We start from the raw sequence: 15,005 nt of genomic DNA, 5'->3' as shown, positions 1-15,005 counted from the left end.
GTCAGTCACATCTTTGGGAGAGCCCATGCACATCCAGTTCAGCCAGTCCCGTCCGGAAACGGCGCGCCTTCTTGCCCAAGTCGTGGACAAGGGCAAGTTGCCTTCGTCGCTCGAGAAAGCGGTGAGCGAAGGTGCGAACGCGGCACGGTTCAAGGGCGGTGCCGGCCAGCTGTTCGAAAGCTTTGTCGAGCGCGACGGCAAGGTCCTGCGCCTCGCGCTCGCCGGAGCAGGTGATCGCAACGACGAAGCGCGCAGCGCCAACCTCGAAAAAGCGGGCGCGGCCATCGCCGGGAAATACCAGTCGAGCGGCGAGACGGAGGTCGTCCTCGATCTCGCGGATAGCGGCCTGTCCGCCGATGAAGCCGCCAGCGTCCTCCTCGGCCTGCGGCTGCGGAACTGGCGCTACGATGTCTATCGCACGCGGATGAAAGACGAGCAGAAGATCTCGCTCGAAACCGTGACGGTTATCAACGCGCCCGAAGGCAGCGAAGCCGCCTGGGCGGAGGCCGCGCATCTTGCCAGCGGTATCGAATTCACCCGCGAGCTGGTCACCGAACCGGCCAACATCATCTACCCCGAGAGCTTCGTGGCCCGCTGCCGCGAGCGCTTCGAGGGCACCGGCGCCGAAATCGTCGTGCTCGGCGAGGCGGAGATGGAAAAGCTCGGCATGGGATCGCTGCTCGGTGTCGGCCTCGGGTCGGAGCGCGAATCGCAACTGCTTGCCATCCGCTGGAACGGCGGCGGCAGCGAGGCGCCGGCGGCCTTCGTCGGCAAGGGCGTGACTTTCGACACCGGCGGCATCAGCATCAAGCCGGGGCCGGGCATGGAAGACATGAAGTGGGACATGGGCGGCGGCGGTGCCGTCGCGGGCGCCATGCTCGCACTCGTCCTGCGCAAAGCGAAGGCCAACCTCGTCGGCGTGATCGGCCTCGTCGAGAACATGCCCGACGGCAAGGCACAGCGCCCCGGCGACGTGGTCACCTCCATGTCGGGCCAGACCATCGAAGTGCTCAACACCGATGCCGAAGGGCGGCTGGTGCTGGCCGATGCGCTGCACTGGACGCAAGAGGAATTCCAGCCCAGCCGTATCGTGGACTTCGCCACGCTGACCGGGGCGATCATCATCTCGCTCGGCAACGAATATGCGGGCGTGTTTTCCAACAATGACGAGCTTGCAGGCCAGCTTTACGACGCGGGCATCGCCACCGGCGACAAGAACTGGCGCCTGCCGATCAGCGCCGCTTACGACAAGCTGATCGACAGCCCCATCGCCGACATGAAGAACATCGGCGGCAAGGCGGCCGGTTCGATCACGGCAGCGCAGTTCCTGCAGCGCTTCATCGCCAACGACACGCCCTGGGCGCATGTCGATGTGGCGGGCATGGTGTGGTCGGACAAGCCGGGCCAGACCTGGGGTAAGGGTGCGACGGGTTATGGTGTGCGGCTGATCGACCGCTTCGTCGCCGACAATCTCGAAGGCTGAGACCGGTCCGGGAGGTCGCAATGGCGAAAATGCGCCGCAGGGGCGACCTCCCGATCAAGACCTGCGTGACCTGCGGGCTCGATTTCGCTTGGCGCAAGAAATGGGCGAAGGACTGGGACGAGGTAAAATACTGTTCCGAACGGTGCAGGCACAACAAGTCGCAGTCGGGCGGCGAGGTTCAGCCATGACCACGCGGGTGGACTTCTACCAGCTCAGCCGCGATCCGGTCGATGTCACGGTGGCGAAGCTGGCGCGCAAGGTCCTGCAATCGGGCGAGCGCCTGCTGGTCGTATCCGGATCGGCGGAGCAGCGCGAGGCCCTGTCCAAGACTCTGTGGGAGCAGGGCGGCGCGGCATTCCTCGCCAATGGTATGGCCGACGCGGCCCACGCCGATCGTCAGCCGGTCCTGCTGTCTGACCGGTGCGACCCTGCAAACGGCGCGAAGCTAGCCATCATCGCCGATGGCAAGTGGCGCGAAGAGGCCTCGGATTTCGGGCGCGTACTGCTGCTGTTCGATCCGGATGGGCGGGACGCCGCGCGCGAACTATGGCGGCGTCTCGATCCCGACGAGGCGTTCGACAATCGTATTTTCAAGCAGACCGAGCAGGGTGGCTGGCGCGAAGGGCGCTAATTCGGAACAGAGCAGGCTTTCGTCCGTCGATTGGGCAATGCGTTCATTCCATCTTCCTTTATTGGCCGCTGCGGCAGTTCTGTCTTCTTCGTGCTCCAAAGTAGAACCCGACGAGTCAAACGAAGAAACCGCGATGGTCGATCCGCGCGGGACTTTCGATGTGGATCAGGAGACCGGCGAAACGTCGGCCCGGTTCGAAGCGGAGGACGGTACCGTCACCGCGATGCGGTCCGGCCGCACGGTGCCGCCCGACCTTCCCGAGGGGTTCACGCTCTATCCCGAGGCGCGCGCGGTCAATGTCACCCGTGTCGACCAGGGCGAGCGACGTTTGATCATCGTCGACATGCGCAGCGACGCGACGCCGCGCCAGATTGCAGACCATTACCTCGCGCAAGCCGAGGCGGCGGGCTTCACTATCGAACCGCGCGTACGGAGCGACGAGACCGAGGTCCTCGCCGGCGAGGACGCCGAGGGATTGACCTTCTCGCTCGTGGCAAAACGTGAAGACGGCGCGACGCAAGCGCAATTGTCGATGGGCGACATGTTCCGCTGAATACGAATTGAAGGGATGGCTCCAGTCCGGAGGCATTTCTTGACGTTTGTCTTGTCGAACGCCGAATGCGCCAGCTATCGGTCTTGCGAAATGGCGCCGGGCATCGCCTTTAACTGCGAGGCTTGACTCGCCGTATGCAAATGATGTTTTAACCGCTCGAAATTCGGGGGCTGTTACATGAAAAAATACTGTGCGGCGGTGGTCATTCTCGCTCTGGCAGCTTGCGGCGAAAGTGAAGCCACTTCGGTCATCTCGGCCGATGGCACGACCGAATACGAGGTGTCCCGCACCGGCGAAGATAATCGAGCGCGGATCTCCGATGCCGAGGGCAACGAGGCAGTCGTCACCGTGGGCTCCGATGCGACCGGCGAGTTGGACCTGCCCGACGGATATGCACTCTATCCGGGGGCCGAGGTGGAATCGAGCACCACATTCAATGGATCGCAAGGCAGCGGGGTGATGGTAACCTTCGCCGCGGATGCCCCTCCGCAAGAACTCGTCGAATACTACCGCAAGCAGGCGACGAGCGCCGGGGTAGAGATCGACACCGACGCGCGAACCGGAGAAGAACGGATGATCGCCGGTGAAGGGCCAGGTGGGCTGTCCTTCAGCCTTCAGACATCTCCGGGCGGCAACGGTTCGACCGGCATACTGGTGATCGCGCAATAAGAAACGACACGCCGGACGCGCTTGCCAATACGAGGATCGTAGCAGGCTTGCCGACCCGCAGCAGGGCGGCTATCGGCGCGCATCGGTTCCCCCCTTTTCAAGTTTCAAGGATATTCACCATGGCGGTCACCCGCACCTTTTCGATCATCAAGCCCGATGCCACGCGCCGCAATCTGACCGGTGCCGTCACCAAGATGCTGGAAGAAGCCGGCCTGCGCGTCGTCGCTTCGAAGCGTATCCAGATGACGAAGGAACAGGCCGAAGGCTTTTACGCTGTGCACAAGGAACGTCCCTTCTTCGGCGAACTGGTCGACTTCATGATCAGCGGTCCGGTGGTCGTTCAGGTCCTCGAGGGCGAAGACGCGGTGAAGCGCAATCGCGATGTCATGGGCGCCACCAATCCGGCCGATGCAGACGATGGCACAATCCGCAAGACCTATGCCGAAAGCATCGAAGCAAATTCGGTTCATGGCTCCGACAGCGACGAAAATGCGAAGATCGAAATCGACTATTTCTTCGACGAAAAAGAAATCGTCGGGTAATTTCAAAGGGCTGTTGGCCGCTTTAGCATTTGATAATCAAATATAGATTGTGACGGGCCAGCTTCTCGATAAGTTGGCCCGTCGTGGTTTTTGGTGGGTTCCTAAAGAGACTGCAAAGCAGACGGCGGCGGCGCATTGCGGCGGTCCGAAGGATTTCGGACCTTCTCAACGCTATGGAGCAGGATGCTGCGCGCCCGCTGCTCTCGCCTGACCTCATCGTCGTCGATGGGGCCGGTAGACGTATCGAAGGTGTCGACGATTTTCTGAAGACCGACCGCAATCTCCGGATCGCGGCGGGTCATGTTCAGGTGCGGATCGACGATATTTCCGTCAGGGACAATGAGGTCTTCGTTAGCGGCACGACCGATAGCGAGAGCGAAGAAATGTCCGGGCAGACGTTCTGGCGATTGACCTTCGACGGCGAAATCGTTTCGGAAATCCACATTACGCGCGATCCCGAACTGATGACGGTGACGCGCTACCACGCCATGCAGCGGCGCTGATCGAGGATCGAGAAAGCGTTCGTCTCCCCGACCTGGGAATTAGGCTCAGGCAGCGCTGAAACCCGCCATCTGCCCCGCATGATCGTGGTGCGGGTCGTCGTGTGACCTTTCCTGTTCCTTCCGCATTGCCTCGACAGCTTCGGATGTCAGCTCCAGGTTGAGCGCGCGGTAGGCTGTACCGATCGCGGATCGCCAATCGGCGTTCAGTGCGGCGAAGTCGATTGTCGCCAGCAGACCGGAAAAGTTTCGGAGATCGCGCTCCATCGCAGCTTCGCGGTGCGAGATTTTATCCTGCCACATGGCGGTGAGCCACTGCAGGTCATGGTGGTCGGACTGAAACGCCATTTGGCTGGCCGTCATCGAAACGCTGCTTTCCAGAATATCTTCCTTCGGGCGCCGGCATAGCACCAGACGCGCGTCCGGGAATTGTGCGAGCAGCACTCCCAGATCTTCTGCGAATTGCGGGCACTTGAGGACGCGAGGGCGGTCGGCTTCCTGCATCACGTGGGCATCGGTACGCAGGATACGCGCGAATTCGCGGTAGACGGGCCCTGCGTCCCGCGCGCTGCTGAATGCGACGAAGGAAGGGATCCGCCATTGAGCTTCGAACGTAGCCGGTGACAGGGCCGCTGCAAGCCACCCGATTTCCTCATCGGTCCGCAGCGCTCCGAAGGGATGGACGGTGTCGAGCCAGGGATTGATACGCCTTGCGACGGCCAGCGCAGCGCGAGCCTTGGCGGGCCGCAAGTCGGGCGTGGCGGGAACAGGATCGTGGCTGTTGCAGAAACGCGTGCCCGAGTGGCGCGGATCGGCGGCGAGCAGGCGCTGGACCCGCGTGGTCCCGCTGCGCATCTGGCCCACCACGAGGATCGGCGGCGCGATCTCGCGCTGAGCTACGCCCGGATTCTCGTTCCAGAACCGGCCGAGGGCATGGCGCTTTCGAATGGCCGCGGTAATCTGTCCATAGGCCATCGTATGGCCGAGGGGATTGAGCGCTGCTTCCTCGACCAGCGCCGAGCACAGCGCGTCCAGCCGCTCCCGGAAATCGGCAACGTCTTCCGCGCTACGGATCGAATGCTCGTCTTCGGCTGAGAAACCGTCTGCGCCGACGGTCCACAGATAGTCTGGCTCGAGCGGTGGGCGCTTTGTCAGCCCGTGCTGCCACATCGTGGCGAAAGCCCGGCTTGCCAGCTCGGATGCCATCGAGCGCGCAAAAGGATGCGGACGGGGCGGGGCGGTCATTAGCCGCTACGTCTCGCATTGAAGCGCGCGATGGCGATGCGCGCGACCAGCACGAAGAGCAGCACACCACCGACAACAAGCAACGTCTCCGTCATGCTCGCCTCGGAATGTCGCCCTTCGATGTCGTTCGCATTGCTGGCGACGATGACAAGACCGATGGCGGCCAGTGCGTAGAATATGAAAGAGCGACCCATCGGGCGCACACTATCCGTCCGCACAGGCATATCAAGCGCGCTCTTGCATCCGGCGGATATAATCGGCCAGCACCCGCGGATAGAGCTGGTGTTCGGCGACCCGCACGCGATTGGCGAGCTTTTCCGGCGTGTCGGAAGGCCAGATCGCCACCTCGACATGGCCCAGCGCCTCGCCCGCGTCGAGGTCCTCGGTCACGAGGTGTACCGTGGCTCCGCCATGGTTGTCACCCGCCGCGATGGCGCGGGCATGGGTATCGAGGCCGGGATATTTCGGCAGCAGCGAAGGATGGATGTTGAGCATCCGTCCTTCCCAGCGCTTCACGAATGCGGGCGTGAGAATACGCATATAGCCTGCCAGCACGATATACTCGGCACCCGCGTCTCTCGCAGCGGCTTCCATCGCGCTATCGTGATCGCCGCGGGACATCCCTTTGTGCGACAGGGCATAGGTCGGGACGCCTTCGGCCTCGGCCAGCACCAGCGCTTCGGCCGCCGGATCATTCGCCGCGACGAGGCAAATCTCATAAGGGCAATCCGGCTGGCGGCTGGCGTAGAGCAGCGCGGCCATATTGGTGCCCTTGCCGGACACGAAGACTGCGACGGGCACCTTCGTGGCCGCCGGGTCAGGCATTATGCGTTGCCGACCAATCCTCGCGCGCGGCCCAGGTCCCGGTGCTGCCACGCACGGTGCAACCTTTCGCTCCTTCGACGATGCGGCCGACCGGCAAAACCGTTTCACCCGCACTCTCGAGGCGTGTGCGCACGATTTCCGCGTTCGCAGGTTCGACCGCCAGCACCATGCCGACGCCGCAGTTGAAGGTGCGCGCCATCTCCGCAGGCTCGATATTCCCTTGCGCCTGCAGGAAAGCCATCAGCCCTGGTTGCTCCCATCCGTCGGCATCGACTTCGGCATGGGCGCCGGATGGCAGCACGCGAGGAATATTCTCGAGCAGGCCGCCGCCGGTGATATGCGCCATGGCATCGATCAGCCCCTCGCGGGCCAGTGGCAGCAGGCTCTGAACATAGATGCGCGTCGGTTCGATCAGCGTATCGACCAGCAGGCGATCGCGGTCGAAGAGGGCGGGGCGGTCGAGCTTCCAGCCCTTGTCCTTTGCAAGGCGGCGGACCAGCGAGAAGCCATTCGAATGGACGCCCGAACTTGCTAGGCCGAGCAATATGTGGCCGGGTGCAACGCGCTCTCCGGTCAACTGTTCGCCGCGTTCGACCGCGCCCACACAAAACCCGGCGAGGTCGTAATCGCCCGCCGCGTACATGCCGGGCATCTCCGCCGTCTCGCCACCGATCAGCGCGCAACCGGCCTGCTTGCAGCCATCGGCGATGCCCGCGATCACGCGCTCGGCGACACCGTTCTCCAGTTTTCCGGTGGCGAAATAGTCGAGAAAGAACAGCGGCTCCGCACCCTGAACGATAAGATCGTTGACGCACATGGCGACAAGATCGACGCCGACGGTGTCGTGTCGCCCGGTGTCGATCGCGAGCTTGAGCTTGGTGCCCACGCCATCATTGCCCGCGACCAGCAGCGGATCCTTGTAACCAGCGGCCCTAGGATCGAAAAACCCGCCGAATCCGCCGATCTCGCCATCCGCGCCGGGGCGCATGGTCGCCTTGACCAGCGGGCCGATGGCTCTCACCAGCGCATTGCCCGCCTCGATCGAGACGCCCGCCTGTTCATAGGTATAGGACGTGGCTTTTTTGCCGGGTTCATCGCTCATGCCACCCGCCTTACGCATTCGCGCTTGGATTTCCAGATTCCTTTCGGCAAAAGGCCCGCTGTTTCCCCGATGGATTACGCCATTCCCCTCCGAACCGCGTCGCGACGCACTTGGCTGCTGCTGCTGGCCGGCATCGTCGTGCTTGGCACTCTGGGCGCCATCGCCTGGGCGCAGGTCGGTGGCGAGCGCGGGATCGCAGCGATTGCTGCCTCGAGCGATATTGAGGTGTCCGGCATCGAAGTCGACGTCAGCGCCGACACGGGTGAAGAAGCGCGCGAGGAAGCCTGGGTAGAGGCGGCCAAGCTGGCTTGGGAAAAGATCGAAGGGCCTTCGCTACCCGATTCCCAGATCAATTCGCTGGTATCCGCCATCGTGATCGAGCGCGAACGGATCGGACCGAAGCGCTATATTGCGACGCTCGGCGTGATCTTCGATCGCCAGCGCGCGTCGCGCTATCTCGGCTCCGAAGGCGCGGCTTCGCGCTCGGCCCCGATGCTGCTGGTACCCGTGACCGTCTCGGCCGGCACCAATCTCGTCTATGAACGGGTCAATCCCTGGCAGCGGGCGTGGGCCCAATACCAGGCTGGCGCGAGCCGGATCGACTATGTCCGGCCGGTAGGGTCGGGCGGCGATTCGCTGCTCGTGACCTATGGGCAGACGGGGCGCCGCAGCCGCGTATGGTGGCGCAATGTGCTCGACCAGTTCGGTGCCGCCGATGTGCTGACCCCGGTCGCAAGACTGCGGTACACGTATCCGGGCGGGCCCGTGGAGGGCACCTTCACCGCGCGATACGGGCCGGACAACACCTATCTCGGCAGCTTCACGATGACCGCCGAGACGCCCGAGCAGCTGCCTGCCATGCTGGATCGCGCGGTGGTGCGCTTCGACAGCCTGTTCACGCGAGCGCTGGTGGACGGAAAGCTGCGGCCCGATCCTACGCTCAATCTCGGCTCGCCCGAATCCGATCCGGCCATCCAGCGCCTGATCGAGCTCGGCCGTGCCTTGATCGCCCAGGACCGTGCGAATCGCGAACAGGCAACCCAGCGTGGAAGCAACGAAGAGGCGACCAGCGAGAGCGGAGATGCGATCACCGCTGCCCCGATCCGCACGCCGCCGCCGGAAGGCTCGGTCGCGCTCTACACGGTGCAGGTCGCGACGCCCGATGCGGCGAGCTTCGATAGCGCGCTGGCCGGCATTCGCGGGGCGAACGGCGTTCGCAGCACCGGGGTGCGCAGCACGGCCATCGGCGGCACCACGGTCGTGACCGTCAGCTTCGGCGGGTCGATCGGCGAATTGGCAGATGCGCTGCGCGCCCGTGGCTTCACCGTCCAGCAGGGCAGCAACGCGCTTTCGATCAGTCGCTGAGGGCGCGGGCGACATGTCCCAGATCGCTCTCCCGCTGGCGCCGGTGCATGGTGGCGATCCGCCATCCATCGTGATCGGCAGTGGCAACCGCGCGGTTGCGGAAGCCTTGCAGGCCCCCGAAAACTGGCCGTTCCGCAGCGCCGTGCTGATGGGCCCGCCGCGCTCGGGCAAATCGCTGCTGGCCAAGTGGTTCGTCGATGCCGGGCTCGGCGGGGCGATCGACGGGGCCGATGCACAGGACGAAACTACGCTGTTCCACCGCTGGAACCGCGCGCAGGAAGATGGCACGCCGCTCCTGCTGGTCGTGGACGGCGAGCAATGGGACATCGACCTCCCGGACCTCCAGACCCGGATGCGCGCCTCGCTGCAGCTCGAAATCGGGCCGCCCGACGATGCCATGGCTGCCGACCTCATCCTATCGCACGCTACCCAGCGCGGCCTGGCGCTGGGCGAGGGCGCCCCCGCTTATCTCGTTCCGCGGATGGAGCGTAGCCATGCCGCAATCGAGCGCGTCGTGGCCGAAATCGACCGGCTCAGCCTTGAACGCAAGGTGCCCGCGACCCTATCTGTCTGGCGTGATGCGCTGGAAGCAGTGCAGGGTCCTGAGCAGGGCCGCTTGCTTTAAAGCGCAGCCGGTGGGAGAATACGCGCATGTTTGAACGGCTTGTCGCCTATCTCGACAGCATCAAGGCCCGCGATCCCGCGCCGCGCAGCCGCTGGGAAATCCTGACCTATCCGGGTGTCTGGGCGCTGTTCTACCACCGCATCGCGCACTGGCTGTTCGAAGCCGAGCTGTTCTTCCTCGCCCGGCTGGTCAATCACTGGAGCCGGATGGTGACCGGGATCGACATTCATCCGGGCGCGAAGATCGGGAAGAACTTCTTCCTCGACCACGGCTTCTCCGTAATTGGTGAGACAGCAGAGATCGGCGACAACGTCACCATGTACCAGCATGTGACTTTGGGCGGGACGAACCCGACCAATGGAGTCGGCGGCAAGCGGCATCCGACAATCGAGGACGACGTGATCCTCGGCTCGGGCGCGCAGGTGATCGGGCCCGTGACGGTTGGACGCCGCGCGCGCATCGGGGCGAATGCCGTCGTGACCGACGAAGTGCCCGAGGGCGCGACGATGATCGGCCTGAAGGCGCGCAGCACGCTGGTGCCTGCGGAGGAGTGGATGAAGGAGTTCGTCCCCTACGGCACGCCGTGCGAGGATGCCGAGGGCAACCGGATCGACTGCATCGAAAAGCTGGAGAGCGAACTGCGCTCCATGCGCGAGGAAATCGCCGCCCTGCGTGCCGAGCGCGAACCCCGGCGCCGCAGCGGGACTGCCGATTGATGAGCGCTGCCAGCGGCACGGTCGTTGCCTTTCCCGGACGCAAGCCCAACCAGATCGGCTTCGCACGCGAAGAGCTGTTGCGCATTCTCGACCTCTACGGGCGCATGGTCGCCGCTGGCGAGTGGCGCGATTATGCGATGGACTTCACCAAGGACACTGCGACCTTTGCTGCCTTCCGGCGGACCGCGGAGCGCCCGCAAGCGCGCATCGAAAAGCGGCCCGCGCTACGCAATCGGCAGGGCATGTGGACCCTGTTCGGCGAGCATGGGCAGGTGCTGAAGCGTGGGCACGAGCTCGCCGGTGTGATCGCCCCGGTGGAGCGACGGCTGCTCAAGGCGGTCGACGAGTAGGGGCGAGACCCTAGGCTGTCAGGCCGTCGCCGGGAGGCGCGTCCGCATGTCTCCCGGCAGGCTGCCGACCACGGCGGCGCGGATAGGTGTCCACAGCGCGCTCAGCGTCAGCAGAGCGGAGCCGATCACCAGCGCGGTCAGCGCGAAGTTGAGCTCCACCGCTCCGAATTCGCGGAACAGGAAGGTCAGCGCGATCAGCACATAGGCCAGTGCGGACACCAGCAGTGCGCGACGATCGACCGCCAGCGCTACCAGCCCGAACACGACATAGACCGCGATCACCGCGAAGGCGGCGCCGAGGCCGATATTGTCGCCGTCGGTCACCCCGATCAGGGCGAAGACCGGATGCGCGATCATGGGCGCGGCCAGCAGGTGCAGCCAGAAGGCGACGTCGCTGCGGCGGGTGGAGCGCGCTGTATCGCTCATGTCCCAGCGCATGGCGAAAGCAAAGATGACGAGACCGACGATGAAGACGACCGAGAGGACGACCGTCTCCAGATTGTCGCTATTGGGCCCGATGGCCGCGACCAGCAGCAACACGGCCGTTCCGGCGACGGCGGCGGTCATGGCGGCGACGGTGATCGGTACCATGAACCGCTTCCAGTGCAGCCATGAAGCGCCTGCGGTGACCAGCGCGGCAACCGCGAGCAGGATTACGCCGATGGTCTCGCTCGTCGTGCTGCCGCCGTTGAAGAACGACATGATGACGCCCGCCTGCGTCACCATCACTCCTATCGCGAAGGCGAGGAGGAGGAGGATGCTGGGCAGGGCCATGCGGCGTTTGAGCGTAAAGAACTCGGCCAGCAGCCAGGCGGTCGCCGCTACGAAGGCTGCGGCCAGGGCGGTGCTGATCCCTTGCGCAAGATCGAGCTGGGCGCGCGTGTCGGCATACCAGTTGGGGTCCCAGTCGGTACCATCGTAATAGGGAGCTGGGTAGATCGCGCCTGCGATAGCCTGACCGATCGCGCCGACCGCCAGCAACATGATTACCACGCCGATCGATACGAAGATGTCGTTGAAGCCGGTGATGAGCCGGAAATGCTCGGCATCCGCCGGGACCGCATCGCGGGAAGCGGCGACATGCGTGCGCAGGGCGTCGGCCGCTTCGGCGCTCAGGGCGCCTGCCGCGACCGCCGAGTTGATATCTTCCTGACTGTACAAAAGCCTATGCTCCCCTGTTGCGGGGAAAATAGGCTTTAGTGTATTACCAAGTCAATACGGCGGGTCAGCCCCGCGCGCTGCTCGGGCCGGTGCCGGTGACCTTCTGCATCGCGGTCAGGATCGCGCCCGACTGTTCGGAACCGCTTTGCGGCGCCTTCAAGTTCGAGAATTCGCTGATCTTGTCCCAATTTGCAGCAAAGCCCTCGACCGTGCGTTCTTCGTCTTTCAGCCAGACGGCGTCGTTCATGACGGTCCAGGCGCTGTGGAAGCCGCCTGCGCCAGCGCCAACGATGGCATTGGTCGGCGCATCTTCGCTGACGAGGAAGAGCGCGGCGGGGACCACGTTCACCGGATCGAACAGCTTGAACGCTTCTTCCGGGAAGAGATCTTCGGTCATGCGCGTGCCGGCAACCGGCGAAATCGTGTTGATCTTGATGTTGTACTTCGCGCCTTCGAGTTGGAGCGTCTTGGTCAGGCCCGCGAGACCGAGCTTGGCCGCGCCGTAATTCGCCTGGCCGAAATTGCCGAACAGGCCGGTCGAGGAGGCGGTCATCAGGAGCCGGCCATAAGCCTGCTCGCGCATGGTTTCCCACACGGCTTTCGACACATTGGCCGATCCATTGAGGTGCACGTCGACGACGAATTCGAAATCCTGCATCGTCATCTTGGCGAAGGTCTTGTCGCGCAGGACACCGGCGTTGTTGATGACGATGTGCACGCCACCCCACTTCTGCTTGGCGTCGGCGACCATCTTTTCCATCTGCTCGAACTCGGTGACGCTGCCGCCGTTCGACATCGCCTCGCCGCCGGCCTTCTCGATTTCTTCGACCACCTGCAGCGCCATGTCCGAATGGCCGGTGCCGTCGCGCGAGCCGCCGAGGTCGTTGACGACGACCTTCGCGCCGCGACGGGCGAGTTCCAGCGCATATTCGCGGCCCAGACCGCCGCCGGCGCCGGTGACGATGGCGACCTTGTCCTTGAAATCGATGCTCATGGGATGGCTCCTGCTGTTTTTCGTTTACGTAAAGGTCAATTGTGCGGTGCGGCGTGGCACTTTTGCCTGCGGCTTGCAACCGTATGCGCGGTGCTCCGCCGTGCCGTAGGGGCAGGGCGAGAACGGCTGGCGCGTCAGAGGCGTTCCAGCGCCACGACCAGTTCGGCCAGCGAATCGATCTCCGCATCGGCGCCCAATTGCCCGCGCGGTTTGTCGCAATAGCCGTAGCGGGCGCCGATCACCGGGACCGCGGCCCCGCGCGCCGCTTTCACGTCGTAGCTGCTGTCGCCGACAAAGGCGAATGGGCCGCCGCCGCCCCGCTGCCGGGCTTCGATTACCGGATCAGGCATGGGCTTGGCGCGGTAGATGCCGCTCTCATCCTTGCCCAGACTGTTGCCGCCGATGATCGCGTAGAAACGGCCGGCCAGTCCAAGCGTCGTGAGAATTTGCCGCGCGAATTCCTCGAATTTGTTCGTAACTAGCGCGAGCTTCACGCCGCGATCCGCCAGCGCCGCCAGCGTCTCCTCGGCATGCGGATAGGGTCGGGTGTGCACGGCATTGTGCTCGGAATAATAGGCGAGCATCTGCTTGTAGAGCTTGCGGAACTCATCCTCCGGCATGCCGTCTTGCGCATCGACCGCCTGCTTCAGCATGATCTTCGCGCCGCCGCCGATGAGGTCGCTTGCACTATCCGCAGGCACCGGATCGAACCCGCCTAGCTCCAGCGCGTAGTTCACGGCCGCGCCCAGGTCGCGGTGGCTTTCGACCAGCGTGCCATCGAGGTCGAAACCGACGATATCGAAAGGGAAATCGCTCATGCGCAACCGCGTGGCGGATGGTTCTTCAAACCGCAAGCAATTGGTGGCATGGGCGAAGGCATGAGCCAATCGACAGACTTCGCCGCCGTCATCCTCGCCGCAGGCAAAGGTACGCGCATGAAAAGCAGCCTGCACAAGGTCTTGCACCCCATCGCCGGGCGCCCGATGCTGATGCACCTGCTCGGCAGTTTTGCGCAATTGGAGTTGAAGCGTACCGTCGTGGTGGTCGGCGACAAGCGCGAGCAGCTCGACGCGGCCCTGGCGGACCGCGACGTCAGCACGACCCTGCAAGACCCTCAGCTCGGCACGGCGCATGCAGCATTGCAGGCCCGCGAGGCGCTCGACGGGTTCAGCGGCAATATCCTGGTGTGCTTCGGCGATTGTCCGATGGTGAAGGCAGAGACCGTCCGCAAACTTGCCGCGGCGTTGGAGGGCGGCGCGAAGGTCGCCGTGCTCGGCTTCCGGCCCGACGATCCGCTTCAATACGGGCGCATCATTGCCGACAAAGACGGCGCGGTCTCGAAAATGGTCGAGTTCAAGGACGCCAGCGATGCCGAGCGCGCCTGCGACCTGTGCAATTCTGGGCTGATCGTGGCGCATTCGGACGATATGTGGCCGCTGCTCGATGCGGTCGGCAACGACAATGCGCAGGGCGAATACTACCTGCCCGACGTTGCCACCAATGCGATTGCGCGGGGCGACAAGGTGGTGGTCGTCGAAACCAATGCCAACGAGGTCGCAGGGATCAACAGCCGTGCCGAACTCGCCGCCGCTGAGGCGCAGTGGCAGGCCGAGCAGCGTGAGCACTGGATGGCAGAAGGCGTGACCCTGCGCGCGCCGGAGACGGTGTTCTTCAGCTACGATACCGAGCTGGCTGCAGATGTGACGATCGATCCCAATGTGGTGTTCGGCCCCGGCGTGACCGTGGCAAGCGGGGCGCATATCAAGAGCTTCAGCCATATCGAGGGCGCGACCATCGGCGAAGGCGCCCAGGTCGGCCCCTACGCACGCCTGCGGCCCGGTGCGGTGATGGAAAAGGACAGCTTCGTCGGCAATTTCGTTGAGATGAAGAAAGCGACCCTGGGCGAAGGGGCCAAGGCGAGCCACCTCACATACCTCGGCGATGCGGAGGTCGGCGCGGGCGCAAATATCGGCGCAGGCACCATAACCTGCAATTATGATGGTTACTTCAAATACAAGACCGTGATCGGGGAGCGCGCTTTCATCGGCTCCAACAGCGCGCTGATCGCGCCGGTCACAATCGGGCCGGATGCTATCGTCGCGGCAGGAAGCGCGGTGAGCCGTGATGTCGGCGCTGGCGACCTGCGAATGGTTCGCGCCGAACAGGTGGTGAAGCCCGGCTGGGCCGACCGCTTCCACGATACGATGAAGAAGAAAAAGGCGGCGCAAAAGACGTGAGCCGTCC

At 64.1% G+C, this 15,005-nt stretch carries 19 protein-coding genes; 12 read left to right on the top strand and 7 right to left on the bottom strand.

From position 1 onward, the window contains the following. The first annotated feature begins 25 nt into the window (after positions 1-25). The 7 genes from ACSH0F_RS08865 (at position 26) to ACSH0F_RS08835 (ending at position 4,381) form a co-directional block, all read left to right on the top strand. Complete coding sequence (locus ACSH0F_RS08865) at positions 26-1,483, top strand: leucyl aminopeptidase (RefSeq protein ID WP_435201912.1); 1,458 nt, start codon at positions 26-28, stop codon at positions 1,481-1,483. A gap of 20 nt (positions 1,484-1,503) precedes the next feature. Continuing rightward, on the top strand, positions 1,504-1,671 hold the full coding sequence (locus tag ACSH0F_RS08860) for a DUF2256 domain-containing protein (protein ID WP_435201910.1): 168 nt from the start codon (positions 1,504-1,506) through the stop codon (positions 1,669-1,671). Next, positions 1,668-2,114 (top strand): DNA polymerase III subunit chi, encoded by a 447-nt coding sequence (locus tag ACSH0F_RS08855; RefSeq protein ID WP_435201908.1) that lies wholly within the window; start codon positions 1,668-1,670, stop codon positions 2,112-2,114. The genes ACSH0F_RS08860 and ACSH0F_RS08855 overlap by 4 nt, the downstream gene beginning before the upstream one ends. Before the next feature lie 133 nt (positions 2,115-2,247). Continuing rightward, on the top strand, positions 2,248-2,667 hold the full coding sequence (locus tag ACSH0F_RS08850; protein ID WP_435201906.1) for a hypothetical protein: 420 nt from the start codon (positions 2,248-2,250) through the stop codon (positions 2,665-2,667). A gap of 177 nt (positions 2,668-2,844) precedes the next feature. After that, positions 2,845-3,336 (top strand): hypothetical protein, encoded by a 492-nt coding sequence (locus tag ACSH0F_RS08845; protein WP_435201904.1) that lies wholly within the window; start codon positions 2,845-2,847, stop codon positions 3,334-3,336. A gap of 119 nt (positions 3,337-3,455) precedes the next feature. Continuing rightward, complete coding sequence (gene ndk / locus ACSH0F_RS08840; protein WP_435201902.1) at positions 3,456-3,878, top strand: nucleoside-diphosphate kinase; 423 nt, start codon at positions 3,456-3,458, stop codon at positions 3,876-3,878. An 83-nt stretch (positions 3,879-3,961) separates the two neighbouring features. Next, entirely contained in the window at positions 3,962-4,381 is a 420-nt protein-coding gene (locus ACSH0F_RS08835) for a nuclear transport factor 2 family protein (protein WP_435201900.1), read from the top strand. Positions 4,382-4,426: 45 nt separating this feature from the next. On the opposite strand, the gene ACSH0F_RS08830 is transcribed toward ACSH0F_RS08835, so the two are convergent. Genes ACSH0F_RS08830 through purM form a run of 4 tightly spaced genes read right to left on the bottom strand, consistent with a single transcriptional unit; the run spans position 4,427 to position 7,550 of the window. Further along, positions 4,427-5,584, bottom strand: a complete 1,158-nt coding sequence (locus ACSH0F_RS08830) for a sulfotransferase (RefSeq protein ID WP_435201898.1) — start codon at positions 5,582-5,584, stop codon at positions 4,427-4,429. Between the two features lie 38 nt (positions 5,585-5,622). Further along, positions 5,623-5,817, bottom strand: a complete 195-nt coding sequence (locus ACSH0F_RS08825) for a hypothetical protein (protein ID WP_435201896.1) — start codon at positions 5,815-5,817, stop codon at positions 5,623-5,625. Positions 5,818-5,848: 31 nt separating this feature from the next. Next, complete coding sequence (gene purN / locus ACSH0F_RS08820) at positions 5,849-6,448, bottom strand: phosphoribosylglycinamide formyltransferase (RefSeq protein WP_435201894.1); 600 nt, start codon at positions 6,446-6,448, stop codon at positions 5,849-5,851. After that, a complete protein-coding gene (gene purM, locus ACSH0F_RS08815; protein ID WP_435201892.1) occupies positions 6,441-7,550 on the bottom strand; it encodes a phosphoribosylformylglycinamidine cyclo-ligase in 1,110 nt (369 codons plus the stop codon). Before purM ends, purN begins: the two co-directional genes overlap by 8 nt. A gap of 69 nt (positions 7,551-7,619) precedes the next feature. Here purM and ACSH0F_RS08810 point away from each other — a divergent pair, with 69 nt between their 5' ends. From ACSH0F_RS08810 to ACSH0F_RS08795, 4 genes are read left to right on the top strand one after another with little or no spacing between them, the layout of a single operon-like run. Next, positions 7,620-8,915 (top strand): heavy-metal-associated domain-containing protein, encoded by a 1,296-nt coding sequence (locus ACSH0F_RS08810; RefSeq protein WP_435201890.1) that lies wholly within the window; start codon positions 7,620-7,622, stop codon positions 8,913-8,915. Positions 8,916-8,928: 13 nt separating this feature from the next. After that, entirely contained in the window at positions 8,929-9,540 is a 612-nt protein-coding gene (locus ACSH0F_RS08805; RefSeq protein WP_435201888.1) for an ATPase, read from the top strand. A gap of 26 nt (positions 9,541-9,566) precedes the next feature. Next, complete coding sequence (gene epsC, locus ACSH0F_RS08800) at positions 9,567-10,256, top strand: serine O-acetyltransferase EpsC (RefSeq protein ID WP_435201886.1); 690 nt, start codon at positions 9,567-9,569, stop codon at positions 10,254-10,256. Next, positions 10,256-10,606 (top strand): DUF2794 domain-containing protein, encoded by a 351-nt coding sequence (locus tag ACSH0F_RS08795; RefSeq protein ID WP_435201884.1) that lies wholly within the window; start codon positions 10,256-10,258, stop codon positions 10,604-10,606. The genes epsC and ACSH0F_RS08795 overlap by 1 nt, the downstream gene beginning before the upstream one ends. Before the next feature lie 18 nt (positions 10,607-10,624). Here the strand turns inward: ACSH0F_RS08795 and ACSH0F_RS08790 are convergent, their stop codons facing one another. The 3 genes from ACSH0F_RS08790 to ACSH0F_RS08780 form a co-directional block, all read right to left on the bottom strand. After that, positions 10,625-11,767, bottom strand: a complete 1,143-nt coding sequence (locus tag ACSH0F_RS08790; RefSeq protein ID WP_435201882.1) for a hypothetical protein — start codon at positions 11,765-11,767, stop codon at positions 10,625-10,627. A gap of 64 nt (positions 11,768-11,831) precedes the next feature. Then, positions 11,832-12,761: an SDR family NAD(P)-dependent oxidoreductase gene (locus ACSH0F_RS08785; protein WP_435201880.1), complete on the bottom strand. Its 930-nt coding sequence runs from the start codon at positions 12,759-12,761 to the stop codon at positions 11,832-11,834. Between the two features lie 134 nt (positions 12,762-12,895). Continuing rightward, positions 12,896-13,579, bottom strand: a complete 684-nt coding sequence (locus ACSH0F_RS08780; RefSeq protein WP_435201878.1) for an HAD hydrolase-like protein — start codon at positions 13,577-13,579, stop codon at positions 12,896-12,898. Between the two features lie 60 nt (positions 13,580-13,639). Here ACSH0F_RS08780 and glmU point away from each other — a divergent pair, with 60 nt between their 5' ends. After that, complete coding sequence (glmU, locus tag ACSH0F_RS08775; RefSeq protein WP_435201876.1) at positions 13,640-14,998, top strand: bifunctional UDP-N-acetylglucosamine diphosphorylase/glucosamine-1-phosphate N-acetyltransferase GlmU; 1,359 nt, start codon at positions 13,640-13,642, stop codon at positions 14,996-14,998. Positions 14,999-15,005 lie beyond the last annotated feature (7 nt).

It is taken from the genome of Qipengyuania sp. 902 (genome assembly GCF_051195295.1).
Classification (GTDB): Bacteria; Pseudomonadota; Alphaproteobacteria; order Sphingomonadales; family Sphingomonadaceae; genus Qipengyuania.
This window is presented reverse-complemented; position numbering and strand designations above follow the sequence as displayed.